Source organism: Methylobacillus pratensis (genome assembly GCF_054072455.1).
In genome coordinates this window covers 90,061-105,597 of record NZ_JBSUSR010000001.1, presented here as the reverse complement: position 1 = coordinate 105,597, position 15,537 = coordinate 90,061, and the positions used below count along the sequence as shown (strand labels likewise).

18 protein-coding genes and 1 tRNA gene are annotated in these 15,537 nt (G+C 51.6%); 9 read left to right on the top strand and 10 right to left on the bottom strand.

The window, feature by feature from the left end; genetic code table 11:
• The first annotated feature begins 314 nt into the window (after positions 1–314).
• On the top strand, positions 315–1,322 hold the full coding sequence (locus tag ACW4YW_RS00530; RefSeq protein WP_457135760.1) for a mechanosensitive ion channel family protein: 1,008 nt from the start codon (positions 315–317) through the stop codon (positions 1,320–1,322).
• A 37-nt stretch (positions 1,323–1,359) separates the two neighbouring features.
• Here ACW4YW_RS00530 and ACW4YW_RS00525 read toward each other — a convergent pair whose 3' ends face one another.
• On the bottom strand, positions 1,360–1,635 hold the full coding sequence (locus ACW4YW_RS00525; RefSeq protein WP_457135759.1) for a hypothetical protein: 276 nt from the start codon (positions 1,633–1,635) through the stop codon (positions 1,360–1,362).
• A 732-nt stretch (positions 1,636–2,367) separates the two neighbouring features.
• Here ACW4YW_RS00525 and ACW4YW_RS00520 point away from each other — a divergent pair.
• The gene (locus tag ACW4YW_RS00520; protein WP_457135758.1) at positions 2,368–2,718 is read left to right on the top strand and encodes a DUF3147 family protein; all 351 of its coding nucleotides are present in this window, start codon (positions 2,368–2,370) and stop codon (positions 2,716–2,718) included.
• Positions 2,719–3,953: 1,235 nt separating this feature from the next.
• On the opposite strand, the gene ACW4YW_RS00515 is transcribed toward ACW4YW_RS00520, so the two are convergent.
• The 3 genes from ACW4YW_RS00515 to ACW4YW_RS00505 form a co-directional block, all read right to left on the bottom strand.
• Positions 3,954–4,196 (bottom strand): DUF2442 domain-containing protein, encoded by a 243-nt coding sequence (locus tag ACW4YW_RS00515; protein WP_457135757.1) that lies wholly within the window; start codon positions 4,194–4,196, stop codon positions 3,954–3,956.
• On the bottom strand, positions 4,177–4,413 hold the full coding sequence (locus tag ACW4YW_RS00510; RefSeq protein WP_457135756.1) for a DUF4160 domain-containing protein: 237 nt from the start codon (positions 4,411–4,413) through the stop codon (positions 4,177–4,179). Before ACW4YW_RS00510 ends, ACW4YW_RS00515 begins: the two co-directional genes overlap by 20 nt.
• 89 nt (positions 4,414–4,502) lie before the next feature.
• Complete coding sequence (locus ACW4YW_RS00505) at positions 4,503–4,946, bottom strand: hypothetical protein (protein WP_457135755.1); 444 nt, start codon at positions 4,944–4,946, stop codon at positions 4,503–4,505.
• Between the two features lie 255 nt (positions 4,947–5,201).
• Between ACW4YW_RS00505 and ACW4YW_RS00500 the strand changes: the two genes are divergently transcribed.
• A complete protein-coding gene (locus ACW4YW_RS00500; protein ID WP_457135754.1) occupies positions 5,202–5,813 on the top strand; it encodes a DUF6680 family protein in 612 nt (203 codons plus the stop codon).
• Positions 5,814–6,089: 276 nt separating this feature from the next.
• On the opposite strand, the gene ACW4YW_RS00495 is transcribed toward ACW4YW_RS00500, so the two are convergent.
• The 5 genes from ACW4YW_RS00495 to ACW4YW_RS00475 form a co-directional block, all read right to left on the bottom strand.
• Positions 6,090–6,284, bottom strand: a complete 195-nt coding sequence (locus tag ACW4YW_RS00495) for a DUF2158 domain-containing protein (RefSeq protein ID WP_457135753.1) — start codon at positions 6,282–6,284, stop codon at positions 6,090–6,092.
• Between the two features lie 190 nt (positions 6,285–6,474).
• The gene (locus ACW4YW_RS00490) at positions 6,475–6,735 is read right to left on the bottom strand and encodes a hypothetical protein (RefSeq protein WP_457135752.1); all 261 of its coding nucleotides are present in this window, start codon (positions 6,733–6,735) and stop codon (positions 6,475–6,477) included.
• 133 nt (positions 6,736–6,868) lie between these two features.
• A tRNA-Ser gene (locus ACW4YW_RS00485) sits at positions 6,869–6,956 on the bottom strand.
• A gap of 55 nt (positions 6,957–7,011) precedes the next feature.
• The gene (gene def, locus ACW4YW_RS00480) at positions 7,012–7,545 is read right to left on the bottom strand and encodes a peptide deformylase (RefSeq protein WP_457135751.1); all 534 of its coding nucleotides are present in this window, start codon (positions 7,543–7,545) and stop codon (positions 7,012–7,014) included.
• A complete protein-coding gene (locus tag ACW4YW_RS00475; protein WP_457135750.1) occupies positions 7,535–8,281 on the bottom strand; it encodes an S-methyl-5'-thioinosine phosphorylase in 747 nt (248 codons plus the stop codon). Before ACW4YW_RS00475 ends, def begins: the two co-directional genes overlap by 11 nt.
• 99 nt (positions 8,282–8,380) lie before the next feature.
• Here ACW4YW_RS00475 and hpnC point away from each other — a divergent pair, with 99 nt between their 5' ends.
• The 5 genes from hpnC to glgA all read left to right on the top strand — a co-directional run bounded on the left by hpnC (position 8,381) and on the right by glgA (position 13,381).
• On the top strand, positions 8,381–9,235 hold the full coding sequence (gene hpnC, locus ACW4YW_RS00470) for a squalene synthase HpnC (RefSeq protein ID WP_457135749.1): 855 nt from the start codon (positions 8,381–8,383) through the stop codon (positions 9,233–9,235).
• On the top strand, positions 9,232–10,068 hold the full coding sequence (hpnD, locus tag ACW4YW_RS00465; RefSeq protein ID WP_457135748.1) for a presqualene diphosphate synthase HpnD: 837 nt from the start codon (positions 9,232–9,234) through the stop codon (positions 10,066–10,068). The genes hpnC and hpnD overlap by 4 nt, the downstream gene beginning before the upstream one ends.
• Positions 10,053–11,381: a hydroxysqualene dehydroxylase HpnE gene (hpnE, locus tag ACW4YW_RS00460; RefSeq protein WP_457135747.1), complete on the top strand. Its 1,329-nt coding sequence runs from the start codon at positions 10,053–10,055 to the stop codon at positions 11,379–11,381. Before hpnD ends, hpnE begins: the two co-directional genes overlap by 16 nt.
• 11 nt (positions 11,382–11,392) lie before the next feature.
• Positions 11,393–11,803: a phage holin family protein gene (locus ACW4YW_RS00455; protein WP_407996626.1), complete on the top strand. Its 411-nt coding sequence runs from the start codon at positions 11,393–11,395 to the stop codon at positions 11,801–11,803.
• Between the two features lie 120 nt (positions 11,804–11,923).
• Positions 11,924–13,381, top strand: coding sequence for a glycogen synthase GlgA (glgA, locus tag ACW4YW_RS00450; protein ID WP_457135746.1), 1,458 nt, complete (start codon positions 11,924–11,926; stop codon positions 13,379–13,381).
• Positions 13,382–13,628: 247 nt separating this feature from the next.
• Here glgA and orn read toward each other — a convergent pair whose 3' ends face one another.
• Positions 13,629–14,177: an oligoribonuclease gene (orn, locus tag ACW4YW_RS00445; protein WP_309565302.1), complete on the bottom strand. Its 549-nt coding sequence runs from the start codon at positions 14,175–14,177 to the stop codon at positions 13,629–13,631.
• 105 nt (positions 14,178–14,282) lie between these two features.
• Between orn and ACW4YW_RS00440 the strand changes: the two genes are divergently transcribed.
• Positions 14,283–15,536 carry a M48 family metallopeptidase gene (locus tag ACW4YW_RS00440; protein ID WP_457136481.1) on the top strand — a complete coding sequence of 418 codons (1,254 nt, stop codon included), beginning with the start codon at positions 14,283–14,285 and terminating at the stop codon, positions 15,534–15,536.
• Position 15,537 lies beyond the last annotated feature (1 nt).

Below are 15,537 nucleotides of genomic sequence, written 5' to 3'. Positions count from 1 at the left end.
AAAAAAATATCGTCTGTAATTTTTTGTAATGGATGCAGGATTGAGGTAAAAATGTTGAACGCGGTTGATACCGCTAAATTGCAGCTAATTCAATTTCTACCGTTAATGATCTCCGACAGAGAAATTAGAATTCTCTGATTGAACCAGCTGAAAAATCCCCTAGGCTTGTGTATTGCAGTGAGAATCCAAGGGCAGGGTAGAGGCCTCTGCCCTTGGATTTCCTTTGTTAAAAATAAAGCGATGGAGGGAATTGGATGCAGGAGTTTTTGGAAGTTACTAGCTTTATGGGACTGTCTTTATATCAATGGATTACAGTGAGCATCATTGCAATATCAGCCTATCTCATACTGCACACCATATGGCGCGTCGCCATCAATAAATTGTCGAGAGTTTCCGCCGGAACCCAGCATAAATTCAACAATACGGTTGCTGAAGTGCTTGGCAGTACGCAAAAGATTACCCTGGCATTGTTTGCATTGCTGATCGCACTGCAATTCCTAGAGCTCCCGGAAAAATGGGAGACTCGCCTGAGCCATTTGACCTTTTTCGTGATCGGCATCCAGATCGCATTATGGATAAGCAAGAGCATTACTATCTGGTCAAGCATGCAACTGACGGAGAAGGAAGGCCAAGTGCCTAATCCAGTGATTACCTCCATGCTCGGCTGGATATTGAAAGTCACCGTCTGGTCGATCGTGATATTGGCCATCCTTTCCAACGTGGGCGTCAACATCACTGCATTCATCGCCAGCTTGGGCGTAGGCGGCGTTGCGGTTGCGCTGGCGGTGCAGAACATTCTGAGCGATTTATTCGCCTCGCTGGCCATCGGCCTGGACAAACCTTTCGTCATCGGAGACTTCGTAGTATTCGGCGAAGTGGCAGGCAGCATTGAAAGAATAGGGCTGAAAACCACGCATATCAGGAGCATCAGCGGCGAGCAAATCGTGTGCAGCAATACCGAACTCCTGAAAAACATTATCCATAATTACAAGCGCATGTCGCAGCGCCGGGTGGAATTCAAGTTCGGCGTGACGTACGACACGCCAGCCACCATCCTCGCCAAGATTCCTGGCGTAGTGAAATCTGCAATAGAAACATCTGATCGTACCCGGTTTGACCGGGCTCACTTCAAAGGGTTTGGCACAAGCTCCCTGGATTTTGAAGTGGTCTACTTTGTGGATTCCAGCGACTTCAACTTGTACATGGACACGCAACAGGCCATCAACCTATACATGATCAACGAATTCAAGAAGCTGGGCGTTGATTTTGCATTGCCAACGACCAACATGCATATCCGAAGCCTGGAGGCCGCAGCAGCTTGAATGAGAAAGAAAAATAGGGCGTGGAAGCGGTTAACGACTAAAGCTGCTTGATACTGATAGGATTGCTTTCGCTAGTCTTCTTGTGCGAATCCTGGCTTGCCAGGATTTCGCTTACCTTGGCGTGAATCTCCTCTTCAAACTCCTCAAATACTTCGAGCTTCTTGAGGTCTTCCTTGATATCGATTTTGAGCAAGGCTGCACAGGTTTTCAACGCTGGCTCGGATAAAATGAAATGGTATGTATTACCATCTTCCAACGCTTTAAAATGCACTTCCTGATTGATCACGATCTTATCGAAAAAACTAGCGTTCATATGTTTCCCTTCTAAGAAATAAAATTCCAGTCTCATGATAGGGATGCGTTCCAATATCGTTGAAGAAGAAAACGCTGATATGAATGTAGGAAAAGCAAGCTCGATGAAATCTCCAACCTTCTAATCTTGCTATAAGGCATCTCTACACTGCATTGCCATTGTTTAACGAAGTGTGCTGAGTCTACGTGCCGGTTTTATTAGAAAGCCAATCAGAGATTGGAATCACAGCATACCTTGTCATGGAGCCGGGATGCTTTCCTATAGAAGCAAGGAGTTGAATATTAATAGAAAAAAATCTCCTAAATAAGGAACATTTAGGAGATTTGAGGGAACATCCAGCATCAGATAATTGGAGATGTACCTTCATACACCGTGGATGTTCAAATGCAATTCTGACCGGGAAAAATTCCCAGGTCAATCGCAATCGGTTTCATATAGCCATGCCATAGGCTGTTTATAGCCACTTCTTGCATGAGGTTTTTACCATAAGCGCATAGGGCGGACGCGGACCGCACCCGCGAGTTAAGCTCCTAAGGGTCGATATCTTCGACACATGCTGAAAGCTGATTGAGGCAGGTAAGCTGACGGAGTCCGCTAGGAGCATCAACGGTGCGGATGAGCACTGGATCAACCACATGCTAGACCTGCCGGTGCAAAGTCCTCGGATGCCTAATGCCCGCTGTCATTTGCCTCTTCATTGGATGATTTATAGAAAAAGATTATCATTCAATAATGCTATACATCATCGCTAAATACCTGATTACTGCTGCAATTGTTGTTGCTGTGTCTGAGTTTGCCAAAAGAAGTGATCAGCTTGGAGCTTTGATAGCATCGTTGCCTTTAGTGACAGTCTTAACCCTCATTTGGCTCTATGTCGAAGGCCAGTCATCAGAAAAAATCAGTAATCACGCGTTCTATACATTCTGGTTCGTGCTGCCATCGCTGCCTTTGTTCATATTATTCCCATGGCTGTATCAGCGTTTTGATTTTTGGCCTGCCTTAATGATCTCGTTGATTGGAGCTGTCATTTCAGTGCTGGTAACAGCATTGATCCTCAAGAAATTCGGAATCAACCTGTTTTAGCCGTTTTAATCACGCGATAAAAATGCCTACCTAAGGGTAAGGTATAGGCAACAAGAAAAAAATCGTTCCTGCATGGCGCATTTATACGGATTTCATCATCAAGGCGTTAACCGCCGTCCAGACTGGGTAAGTTACGAACTGCACCTGTGGTATTTCATGCTGCGCGTGGAAAAGCCCAAAGCTGCCAAGCGTAGAAAACTCTATAAAAGGAAAAACTGAGATTAGCAGAAATGGGGATCAATCAAAAGTTGATCGAGGTGACTTGCAGGTACTTAAGCAGCTATAGCGTCGTTGCAGGCAGGAGAATGATTGAATTGATGGATGCGCCGGTAGTGCAGTTGGGGCTTGATTTTTACAACCATGACGATTTTTAGATCTTCGTCTAATTTCGTATAATGTATATTATGTAAAATCAACGGGCAAATTATTATGGTTGGCTCGGTAGCCCAAATCGAGACTTTGTTGAGGACTCGGATTAGCCATGAGCTGCTCCAAACGCCTGCCGCTAACGACGCTCAGTTCACAGTAGTACCTGCATATCGCATTTACTAGTTCCTTTTCATATCCCATTTCTACCAGCCTCAGCTTTTCCTTGAATACATACCTGTAATATCGACGGCGCTTCACCTTGGAATGTCGCTCGATACGAATTACTCAGTACAAATGTCTTAATTTAGTCGCCCAATCAGGGACATCAACATACTGCGTTTGCTTTGGTGAATAACTCATCTATAGGAACGATTTTTTCTTGTTGCTTGATACCTTACCTTGGTCGCTGCATTTAAAACGCAGAATAACAGGTGTATATCCATTAATTTTTGACATTTACTAGCATTCGAGTATTTTCACAACTGCAGAGCTACTCATAAGCCTTGCTTTATTAATTTACTCATAAGGATTGATATGTTTTCCGTAAACAAATGTCCTAAGTGTGAAAAGCTAATAAGTCACGTTAATCTGGGAGATATGGATATCAAAGCTGGCTTGCAGTCAAAATGGCGCGGAATAAGCTACAACTGCCCATTCTGTCAGTCAGTATTAAGCGTAGCAATTGACCCTGTTGCTTTGAAAACAGACATTGTTAATGAGATTGTTAACAAACTACTCAGTTACCAAAGATAATTTCAAATCTCTGGACCCTAAGCACTATCGATGCCATAGCTGGTGTCAAACCAGGATCCTCGATCGGCAAGATCTGACACCAATAAAAAAGCCCTCATTGCGAGGGCTTTGTTCTAGCTGTTGCGCATCAACGTACTGACCGCGATATCTTCATCAATCTCCGGCCAATGCACCCCAATGCCCTTCCCAATCAGCCGCCAGTTATGGCGCTGTGCCTCGTTTGCATCGCGCAGCCTGGGGAACCACTCCAGCGGCGCGGAAATCTCGCGGCCGTCAGCCAGCACCATATGCAGCGCATCATTCGCAAAACTGACCTCAACAGCGTGAGCATCAAGCCTAATTGCTAAAGTACTCATTCCATCTCTCCAAAAACAGTTCCCGGTGTTCAATCACAAGCATCCGCAGCCGCTTCATCTCATGGCTACGGAACCCCTCCGAGCTGGCGAGCTCCACCGGGATCAACCAGTATTTAGCCACCTTGTCGCCATGCTCCACATGAATGTGGGGAGGCTCATTGCCCTCCATGCTGAAAAAGAAGAACCGGAAGCCCTGCGTCAATAAAATCGTTGGCATCTCAACTCCTCATACTGTCATCAATTATATATAAATTGGTGACAAATAATTACCTGGTGCATCACCAACTGTCACCAATTGGTGTCAACTCAGCGCTGTCCAGGAGAATACTGTACCCCATTCCCGAGATAATCCAGCAGGTTCATGCAGTGATACCCCGCAAGCTGCGATTGCCGCTGCAACCACTCCGCCCGCTCCTCCAGCTTCAGGTACTGCTCTCCCCTCTCGATCCCGGCCAACGCCTCGCGTACCTTCTCATCGTCCTGGCCGATATACACCCGCTTCCTCGGCTCCCCGTTTTTGCTCGGATAGACCAGGTACAAATATTTGCCGTTCTTCCAGGTTGTGCCAGCGTAGGTGAGGCCCTGCTTTTTAAGGGCCAGCAACTGCGCCTGCACCCGGTTCCACTCATCGCGCCGTTGCCTGATCCTCTCCGACACATCGAGTAGTTTGCTCTCCACCTTATCCATGCTGGGCCAATCCGCATCCAGTGCCATCTCCCTGGTTGAAACATCTACAAGCTGCTTTGCCATTGCATTAATCCTTTTCGCGTTGAAGGTCTGCCGTGTGGTGAAGGCAGCGTCCGAAGGATGCAGCCCTCGCCATACGGCATGGCCGACCAGCAACATGAGAACAAATAAGCATCAAGGGTGAAACCGGCGTAGCTGGGCGTATAAAAAGTGGAGCAAAGCGGAACGGCTTTATGCCGCCCCTTGATGCTTATTTGTTCTCATGGTTTCCGCGAGTACCTATAATGTAGGTGCTGGTGTTAGATAATGTTTTAACTTATGACGCTGATTAAAACTTTAATTTGCAAGGGAGGTTATATGTGGGAGTTTTTAGGAAGTTTGGGAGCTGGAAATTGGGCGATTATATTTGCTACTTTAATGGGACCAATTTTGGCAGTTAGAGCACAAAAATATATTGAAGAAATAAGGTCACACAGAGCGGGTAAAATTTATGTTTTCACTACGTTAATGTCGACAAGAGCAACAAATATATCAATAGAACACGTCAGAGCATTGAATTCAATTGATTTTGCATTTCATGGGAAAAAAGTGTTTGGGTTATACCATCATAGAACTCGCAAGGAACAATGTGTTCTCGATGCATGGAAAGAGTATTTAGATCATCTTGCTCCCCCAGCCGAAGGCAAGATACAACCATTAAATTGGAATGATACAAGGATAGAACTTATGACAAACCTTTTAGCTTTTATGGCTAATGATTTGGGTTTTTATTTTGATCGAGTGCATTTGAAGCGAGCTATTTATAGTCCTCAAGCTCATACTGATCTAGAGTCGGATTTATTAACAATTCGCAAAGACGTTATTCGACTATTATCTGGAGAGTTGCCGCTAAGTGTGAGAATTGATGATGTTGAATCTGAACTTCAATAATGATTCAAAGTTTGTGTGGGTTTATTTATTTCACAGAGTTTAAAACATTGGGGCCTTAAGGGGCCATTTAGGCCCCTATTTTTATTTACTTAAATTCCCATTATACGAAGTTAAGGATACGTATCCGGCGTCTCCTCTCAAGGCTGAAAAAGGACATTTTTGTCCGATACTTTACGTGTAACTGGCACGTAAAGTTTCTGTAGGATCCGGCGGCGAGATCTTGCGGCCGCAAAAACACAAAAACCTCCGTGGGATCCCATGGAGGTTTTTTATCTTTCAAGCGTTAGGATCTTCCCAATGCTTTAAAACATGACTGGGGAACGTTTCATATTTAATTTCTCCTGTTTTACGATCTCTCCAGCAACAAGTAATTTCAATGGTTCCATTCTCTTGTATATCAACTGCCGATACAGTCATTCGAAAGGAATCACTTTTTAAGGAAACAAAATCTCCATTTTTAAAACTAGCCATTTTCTTACTCCTAAATAATTATCAAGAGCTCGGATGAGCTCTCAACTAGAATATGGCGACGCGGTGGTTTGTTTCCCGATTGTTTTCGGTGAACTGCAGTTTTACTTGTCTACAGGGCGCGTTTAAACGGTCGGCTTGGTGCTCAGGTATCAATTCACGCGGAAAAACGCCTCAGTGCACCGGGACGAGATTACGAAAATAAAAGGATGATCAACGCTGTGATTGCTGGAATGAAAACGATTGAGAACCACCAATACCAGTGGGTGGATAAATCCCGCTTGATAAACCAGACGATGCTCGCATTCATGCTGTGGTGCTGTGCCTCATCCATATCCATATAGCCGGCATAGCGCATGATGACTTCTTGTTCCGTCCTATATACCATGACCGATGGGTAGTCCCCAGAGGCTTTGTAAACCGGGTAATAGAGGCGTTTAGGATAGTCAAACATATGAATGGCTTGCGAAATTCACGGCCATCATACTGTATTTGCCAACACTGAAACTTTCTCACCACAAAATCGGGATTTAATCCCAGGTTGATCCTGTTTTTTGACTTTGTATATAGGGAAAATATGAGGGAACTGGCGGAAGCGGTGAGATTCGAACTCACGAACCCTTGCGGGTCGCCGGTTTTCAAGACCGGTGCCTTCAACCACTCGGCCACACTTCCGTTTTGACATCAGTCATAGTGGTGACTGAAGAAAGGCCGCCATTCTATCACAAGATTAATCGTCTTCCACCACCATCCCGGGGAAAAGCACGTCGGTAAAGCCAAACTGGGCAAGGTCGCGGATCCGCATCGGATAGAGGATGCCGTCCAGGTGATCACATTCGTGCTGTACCACTCTTGCATGAAAGCCGCTTACCAAGCGATCAATCGGCTTCCCGTATTGGTCATAGCCGGTGTAGTGCAGCCGTTGGTATCGCGGTACCACGCCGCGCATGCCAGGGACGGAAAGGCACCCTTCCCAGCCATCCTCCAGATCTTCGCCTATCGGTGTCAGCGTGGGATTGATCAATACCGTATACGGCACTTGTTCGGCATCCGGGTAACGCGGGTTATGGCCAACGCCAAAAATCACGACCCGGAGGCTGACGCCGATTTGCGGTGCGGCTATACCGGCGCCGTTCAAATGCGCCATGGTGTCCTCCATATCCTTGATCAGGGCATGGAGTTCCGGAGTATCGAATTGCTGGACAGGCTCTGCCTTTTGCAGCAGCAGAGGCTCTCCCATTTTCAACACAGGTTTAACAGGCATGGCCTACCACTACCCTTTCTATCAGGTTTCGGACGCGTTGCATGGTTGCATTGAGGACATCGCCCATGTTTTCGTATTGAATGCCGTTCACGCTACTGCCCCGCCCTGCTGCATGATTGGCCACAGGGCAGATGGCCGCGTAATGCAGATCCAGCTCACGCGCGAGAGCGGCTTCCGGCATGCCGGTCATGCCGACCATGGTGGCGCCATCCCTTTCCAGGCGGTTGATTTCTGCTGCGGTTTCCAGGCGAGGGCCTTGCACACATGCGTAGACACCGCCATCGACAACTGATTCATCAATATTGGCCGCAGCCTCCAGGCACAAGCTGCGCAGCCTGTCGCTGTAAGGCACTGTGAAGTCGATATGCTTCACCGGCAGGTCGCCGCCGTCATAATAGGTGTTCTTGCGTGCATGGGTGTAATCGATGATCTGGTCTGGCAAAGCAATCACGCCCGGATTGAGGCTTTCATGGATGCCGCCGACGCTGGCGACGGAGACAATGTCGCGCACGCCTTCGGCATGCAGCGCCCAGATATTGGCGCGATAATTGACGATATGGGGCGGAATGGTGTGCCCATGGCCATGCCGGGGCAGAAAGATCACTTCATACCCGCAAATATCCCCGTAAGTTAAGGGGCCGGAAGGTTCGCCATAAGGCGTGCGTACAATCTGCCTGCGCTTGATCTTGAGATTGGCCAGCTTGGTCAGCCCTGTACCACCAATAATACCTAGCATGAAAACTCCACAATGAAGGATTGGCACATTGTAGCGCAACAATCTTCACTTGCCACAAAGCGCGATAACTGGCGTTTTATGGCATACTTTATGCCGCTTATGACCACATCAGACCAAGCCACTATCCAGCAGAGCATGGCGCTTGCCAAAGCCCATTATGAAAATTTTCCTGTTGCCTCTGTTCTCCTTCCCAAGGATTTGCGCGCTCCCGTTGGCTTGATCTACGCCTTTGCCCGCCAGGCCGACGACTTTGCCGACGAAGGCGAGCTGTTGCCGAAGGAACGGCTGGCATTGCTCGACGGCTTTCGCTCGCAGCTCGATCAAATCAGGGACGGTGTAACGCCTGACACGCCTTTGTTCCAGGCATTGCAAGCCATGATCAAGGAGCGTGGCCTGCCGCTGGCGCCGTTTTACGACTTGCTCTCCGCATTCAGCCAGGATGTGGTCAAGGCCCGCTACGCCAATTTCGGCGAGGTCATCGATTATTGCCGCCGTTCGGCCAACCCGGTCGGTCGGCTGATGCTGCACCTATACAAGGCCGCCACGCCGCGCAACATTGCCTTGTCGGATGCGATCTGCACTTCGTTGCAGCTCATCAACTTCCTGCAGGATGTCGAAATCGACTATCGCAAGGACCGCATCTATCTGCCGCTGGACGAATTGCAGAAATATAAGGTCTCCGAGCAGCAGATTGCCGATAAAAACAGCCAGGGCACATGGGCCCTGTTAATGGAGTTCCAGGTCAACCGCACGCGCAAGCTGCTGCAATCCGGGGCGCCGCTCGGGCTTGCCCTGCCCGGCCGCATCGGTCTGGAAATGCGCATGATCATTGCGGGGGGCGAACGCATCCTGCGAAAGCTCCATCATGTACGCGGCGATGTTTTCAACCAGCGCCCGGTTCTCAAGCCGGCGGACTGGGTTTATATGCTGTACCGTGCGGTGAGGAAAAAATGAGTCCGCAAGAATATTGCCAGAAGAAGGCCGCAGCCAGCGGCTCCAGTTTTTACTACAGTTTCCTGTTCCTACCGAAGCCCAAGCGGGAGGCCATCACTGCCCTGTATGCCTTTTGCCGGGAAGTGGATGATATTGCGGATGAGGTCCAGGATATCAACGTCGCGCAGACCAAGCTCAACTGGTGGCGCGGCGAAATCATCAATCTTTTCGAGGGCAGGCCGCAGCACCCGGTCACCCTCGCCTTGCAGGCACCGGTCACGGAGCTCAAGCTCAAGCAGCAGCACTTCCTGGACATCATCGACGGCATGCAGATGGACCTGGAGCAAAATCGCTACCGCGACTTTGCCGAGCTCGAGCTTTATTGCTACCGCGTTGCCAGCGTGGTCGGCCTGCTCTCGGCCTCCATTTTCGGCTACAGCAACCCGCAAACCCTGCAATATGCGCTGGACCTGGGCATGGCCTTCCAGTTGACCAACATCACGCGCGATGTCGGCGAGGATGCCCGCAGGGGCCGGATTTACCTGCCGCTGGACGAAGCCGCCCGTTTCGGCGTCAGCGAGCAGGATGTCCTGCAGGGCAGGTCCTCCGACAATATGCGGCAATTGCTGGAATTCCAGGCCGAACGCGCTGAACGCTATTATGACAAAGCGCTTGCCGAGCTGCCTCCGGAAGACCGCAAGTTCCAGCGCACCGGCCTCATCATGTCGGCGATCTACCGCACCCTGCTCAAGGAAATCAAGGCGGACGATATCCAGGTAGTGCTGAACGCGCGCGTATCCCTCACCCCTATCCGCAAACTCTGGCTTGCCTGGCTGACATGGGTTCGCAATTAACGCCGCATGTCGCGGTGATCGGCGGTGGCTGTGCCGGGCTGGCGACATCCGTTCGGCTCACGCAAGCCGGCATCAGGACCAGCTTGTTCGACTCCAGCCACCAACTGGGCGGGCGAGCGCGGGGTATAGACTGGCAAGGCCTCACGCTGGACAACGGACAACATATCCTGCTTGGCGCATACTCACAGACATTACAGTTTTTGCAGTCATGCGGCGTGGATATCGGTACCAGCTTGCTGCGCTTGCCGCTCAAGCTGGAAATACCAGGCAAGTTTTCGCTTGAAAGCCAGGCTGCCCTGCCGGCGCCATTGCATATCCTGGTTGGCCTGCTGCAAGCGCAAGGCCTCAGCCTGAGGGAGCGTCTGGCCGCAGTGCGCTTCATGGCCGGCTTGCGGCTCAAGCGATTTCGACTGGTAAAGGACGTTCCATTGCAGCAACTGCTGGCAAGCCAACCTCCCCGACTCACCGCCATGCTGTGGGAGCCGCTCTGTCTTGCGGCCCTGAATACCCCGATTGTCACGGCAAGTGCGCAAACATTCCTCAATGTGCTGCGGGACAGTTTCGCGCACAAGAAATCCGACAGCGACTTGCTGCTACCGCGCGCCGACCTCTCGGCCCTGCTTGCCGAACCCGCGGCCAGCTTCATCGAAGCGCATGGAGGTACAATCAGTCTCAATACGCCGGTAGAAAGCCTGCATACGCTGGATGATGGAATAAGACTGAAACTGAAGGACGCAGTGCAGGATTTCAGCCATGCGGTGATCGCCACCTCCCCCTTTCGCGTCGCCGCCTTGCTGTCCTCGCTGCAAGGCATGGAAAATGTCGTTGCCAGCTGGCAGTCGTTGCAATACCAGCCCATTTACACCGTCTACCTGCAATACCCTCACGACACAGTATTGCCGCAAGTCATGCATGGCCTAGCCGGCCAACTCGGCCAATGGGTGTTTGACCGTGGAAAGCTTTATGGACAACCAGGCCTGCTCGCCATTGTCATCAGTGCCGAAGGCAAACACCAGGCATTGACGCAATCCGACCTCGCCATCAAGATACACCAGGAGCTGCAAGCCGTTTTTCCGGCTATGCTGAAGGCAGCGCCCCTCTGGCATAAAGTCGTCGCGGAAAAACGCGCGACCTTTGCCTGCACGACGGGGCTGGATCGCCCGGGCCAAACCACTCCGCATCCGCGCATACAGCTGGCCGGGGATTATGTCGGCACCGGAAGCCCCTTATTGGATTATCCGGCCACGATAGAAGGCGCGGTCAGGAGCGGTTTCCAGGCGGCTGAAAATATTATTAAATCACATCAACTATAAATTTTAATATTATGATAATAAATGATATTTATGACTTCATTCTGCACTGGGGAATCATGAGCCTGTCCTTATGGGTCGCCAGCCTGATCTTCCCCGGAATCAAGTTTTCCTCGCGGCTTTCGCTGCTGATATCCGCCCTGGCCCTGGGTTTCGTCAATGCCGTCATCCGCCCTTTGCTGCTGGTTCTCACCTTTCCATTGACCTTGGTAACATTTGGCTTTTTCGCACTGGTCGTCAACGCCTTGATGATCATGCTGGTTGCCAAGCTGATCAAAGGGTTCGAACTCTCGGGCTTCTGGACGGCATTCTTCGCCAGTATCTTCATTGCCGTGTTGGGCTTCTTGATCGAATGGATACTGCCGAGCCAGGGGGTCGCCCTGATGGCGCCCATCAACAGCAACCCGGATACCATCTCGATCTAATGATCTTGCATTCAAATCCCCCTGGGCGGCGGATTCTCGCCCCCATGGTTATTTGATATGCTTGAACGATAGAAAAAGCCCAGCCCACTCCCAACTTCAAAAAAGCAAAGAGCACATACCTTGCGCATCCTTTTTGTTAGTTCCGAAGCCTACCCCTTGATCAAGACAGGCGGCCTCGCCGACGTCAGCGGCTCTTTGCCTGCCGCCATTCGCGATCTTGGCATCGACATCCGCATATTGCTCCCAGGCTATCCGGCCGTATTGGCAAAGCTGCAAGACAAGCGCCTGATCACGACAATCCATGAGCTGCCGGAAGTCGGCAGCATCAACCTGCTGGCAGGCAAGATGCCGGACACCGGCGTCGATGTCATGGTGATTGAAAATGCCCAGCTGTTTGACAGGCCCGGCGGCCCTTATAACGACAGCCAAGGCAACGACTGGAACGATAATGCCCTGCGCTTCGGCATCCTGTCCAAGGTGGGCGCCATATTGAGCAGCCAGCACTCGCCTTTGCGCGACTGGATACCCGACGTTGTGCACTGCAACGACTGGCAAAGCGGCCTGACACCCGCATTCCTGCACCATTCGGGCACTCCTCATGCCAAGTCCGTCATCAGCATTCACAACCTGGCATTCCAGGGCAATTTCGCTCCCGAATGGGTACAGCGCCTAGGCTTGCCCGCCCATAGCTACCAGGTAGACGGCCTGGAGTATTACGGCCAGATGTCCTTCCTCAAGGCTGGGGTCTACTATGCCGACAGCATCACCACCGTCAGCCCCACTTATGCGCGCGAAATCCAGACCGAACAATACGGCTTCGGCATGCAGGGGTTGTTGGCAACGCGCAGCCACGAGATTCACGGCATATTGAACGGAATTGAAACCCAGGAATGGAATCCGGCCACCGACCCTTACCTGGCCAAGACCTATAACCTGGAACACCTTGCCGACAAGAAGATCGTCAAGAAAGCGCTCCAGGTGCAATTGGGGTTGGAAGCCGCACCGCACAAGCCATTGCTCGGCGTCGTCAGCAGGCTGACGCACCAGAAAGGCCTGGATATATTCCTGGCCGTGGCGGAAAAACTGCTGGCAAGACATTGCCAGATCGCCGTGCTCGGCAACGGCGAAGCGCAGATGGAAAACGGGTTCAAGGAGCTGGCGAAACGGCACCCGCGCCAGGTGAGCGTGACGATCGGCTACAAGGAGCCGTTGTCGCACCAGATCATGGCCGGCGCCGATATGTTCATCATGCCGTCGCGTTTCGAGCCATGCGGGCTTAACCAGATGTATGGCCTGCGCTACGGCACCCCGCCGGTCGTGACCCGCACTGGCGGCCTCGCCGATTCAGTCAGGGACAGCAACAGCAACACGATGAAGAACAACACCGCGACGGGATTCGTGCTCGAATCTGCGGAACCCCAGCAGTTGCTGAACGCCGTGGAGCGCGCCCTCGTCTATTACCACGATCCCAGGGCATGGCGCAGAATCCAGCGCAACGGCATGCGCCGCGACCTGAGCTGGGCCGGCAGCGCGAAGCTCTACCTCGACTTGTACCAAAGCCTTGCCCAGCCGCGCTGACCAACCTGCTTTTTAATATTTACCGCGCAAATACCCACAATTAGCAAACTGTTACAACTATTTAACAGTTTGCTAACCATTTCGCCTGTCCCGGCAATAATTCAGCAACACTTCCGCCCTAATATGCTACCTAACGCAGAGTAAATGGCAGCAATGCTTTTATATGCGAGCTTTCTCCAAAGCTATACTTCTCCTCCCTTAGCGGGTGCGCCTGACGCACCCCTTTTTTTGCCTGTTATTCCTGACGTTATTCCATGCGGATGAAGTGTTCGCGGTAATACTTGAGCTCGTCGATCGATTCGTAAATATCCGCCAGCGCCTCATGCTTACTGCTTTTCTTGAAGCCTGCAATCAGGGCCGGGCGCCAGCGCCTTGCCAGCTCCTTGAACACGCTGACATCCAGGTTGCGGTAGTGGAAGTACGCCTCCAGCTCAGGCATGTAGCGCGCCATGAAGCGTCTATCCTGACAGATGGAGTTGCCGCACATCGGGGATTTCCCCGCCGGCACAAACTCCTTGAGGAATTCGATCATCTGTTGCGTAGCCGCGGCTTCGTCCAGAGTGGAAGCCTTCACCTTGTCGATCAGACCGGAACGCCCGTGCGTTCCCTTGTTCCAGGCGTCCATGCCGTCCAGCACGGCATCGGATTGATGAATCACCAGCACCGGGGATTCACCCAGCACATTCAGTTCGGCGTCGGTCACGACGGCAGCCAATTCCAAAATACGGTCGCTGTCTGGCTGCAAGCCGCTCATTTCCATATCCAGCCAGATGAGGTTGTCGTTGTGTTGTGACATAATGATTTCCATTAAAATGTGCGCGGATGCAAAGAAAGGTGAACCTTCCACCCCATTCTTGCTTCAAAATAAACATAATATTTTAACTGATAAATAAGCAAAATGATGGCTACGAATCTGACTATCCTGTTCATCTCGCTCCTGGTGCTCACCACAACGATCCGGCTCTGGCTCGGCCGGCGCCATGTCCACTATATCCAGCAGCACCGCGCCAACGTGCCGGAGGCGTTCAGTTCCAGCATCAGCCTGGGCGCCCACCAGAAGGCCGCGGACTACTCTTCTGCCAAGACGCGCCTCGCGCTCATCGAAACCACGGCCCAGGCCGTATTGCTCCTGCTGCTGACCGTAGGAGGCGGCTTGCAACTGATAGACGACGCTTGGCGCGGCGTCTTGCCGGAGCACGACATCATCCGCGGCGCGGCCGTCATCCTGAGCGCCTTGCTCGTCAGCAGCGTGGTGGACTTGCCTTTCGACTATTACCGCACATTCGTCATCGACCAGCATTTCGGCTTCAACAAAATGACGCCCGCGATGTACTTCAAGGACATGGTCAAGCACAGCATCGTCGGCCTGCTGCTGGGAGCTCCGCTGCTGTTCGTCGCGCTATGGCTCATGCAGGGTGCCGGGGACTACTGGTGGCTCTACCTCTGGGTGGTCTGGAGCGTATTCAACCTGCTGATGCTGGCGATCTATCCCACATTCATTGCGCCGATGTTCAACAAATTCTCCCCATTGGGTGACGAATCCCTCAAAAACCGCATCGAGGCCTTGTTGGCCAAATGCGGCTTCAAGTCGCAAGGGCTGTTCGTCATGGACGGCTCCACGCGCAGCAGCCACGGCAATGCCTATTTCACCGGCTTTGGCGCGAGCAAGCGTGTCGTTTTCTTCGATACCCTGCTGGAACGCCTGAACGGCGATGAGATTGAAGCCGTCCTGGCCCACGAACTCGGCCACTTCAAGCACAAGCACGTCATCAAGCGCATTGCCCTGATGTTTTTCGTCAGCTTCATCGGTCTGGCCCTGCTCGGCTGGCTCGCGCAGCAGGATTGGTTCTATGCCGGGCTTGGCGTGCAGCAGCCCAGCGACTATATGGCGCTGATATTGTTCCTGCTGGTGAGCCCGGTGTTTCTGTTCCTGTTGCGTCCGCTGCTTGCCGGCTATTCGCGCAAGAACGAATTCGAGGCGGATGAATATGCCGCGCAGAATGCCGACGCCCGCTATCTGGTCGAGGCATTGGTCAAGCTTTACCGTGACAATGCGTCCACGCTCACGCCTGACCCGCTGCATTCGGCGTTTTACGATTCTCACCCGCCAGCCAGCATCCGCATTTCCCGGCTCAGCACATTTACAGCGCACTAGC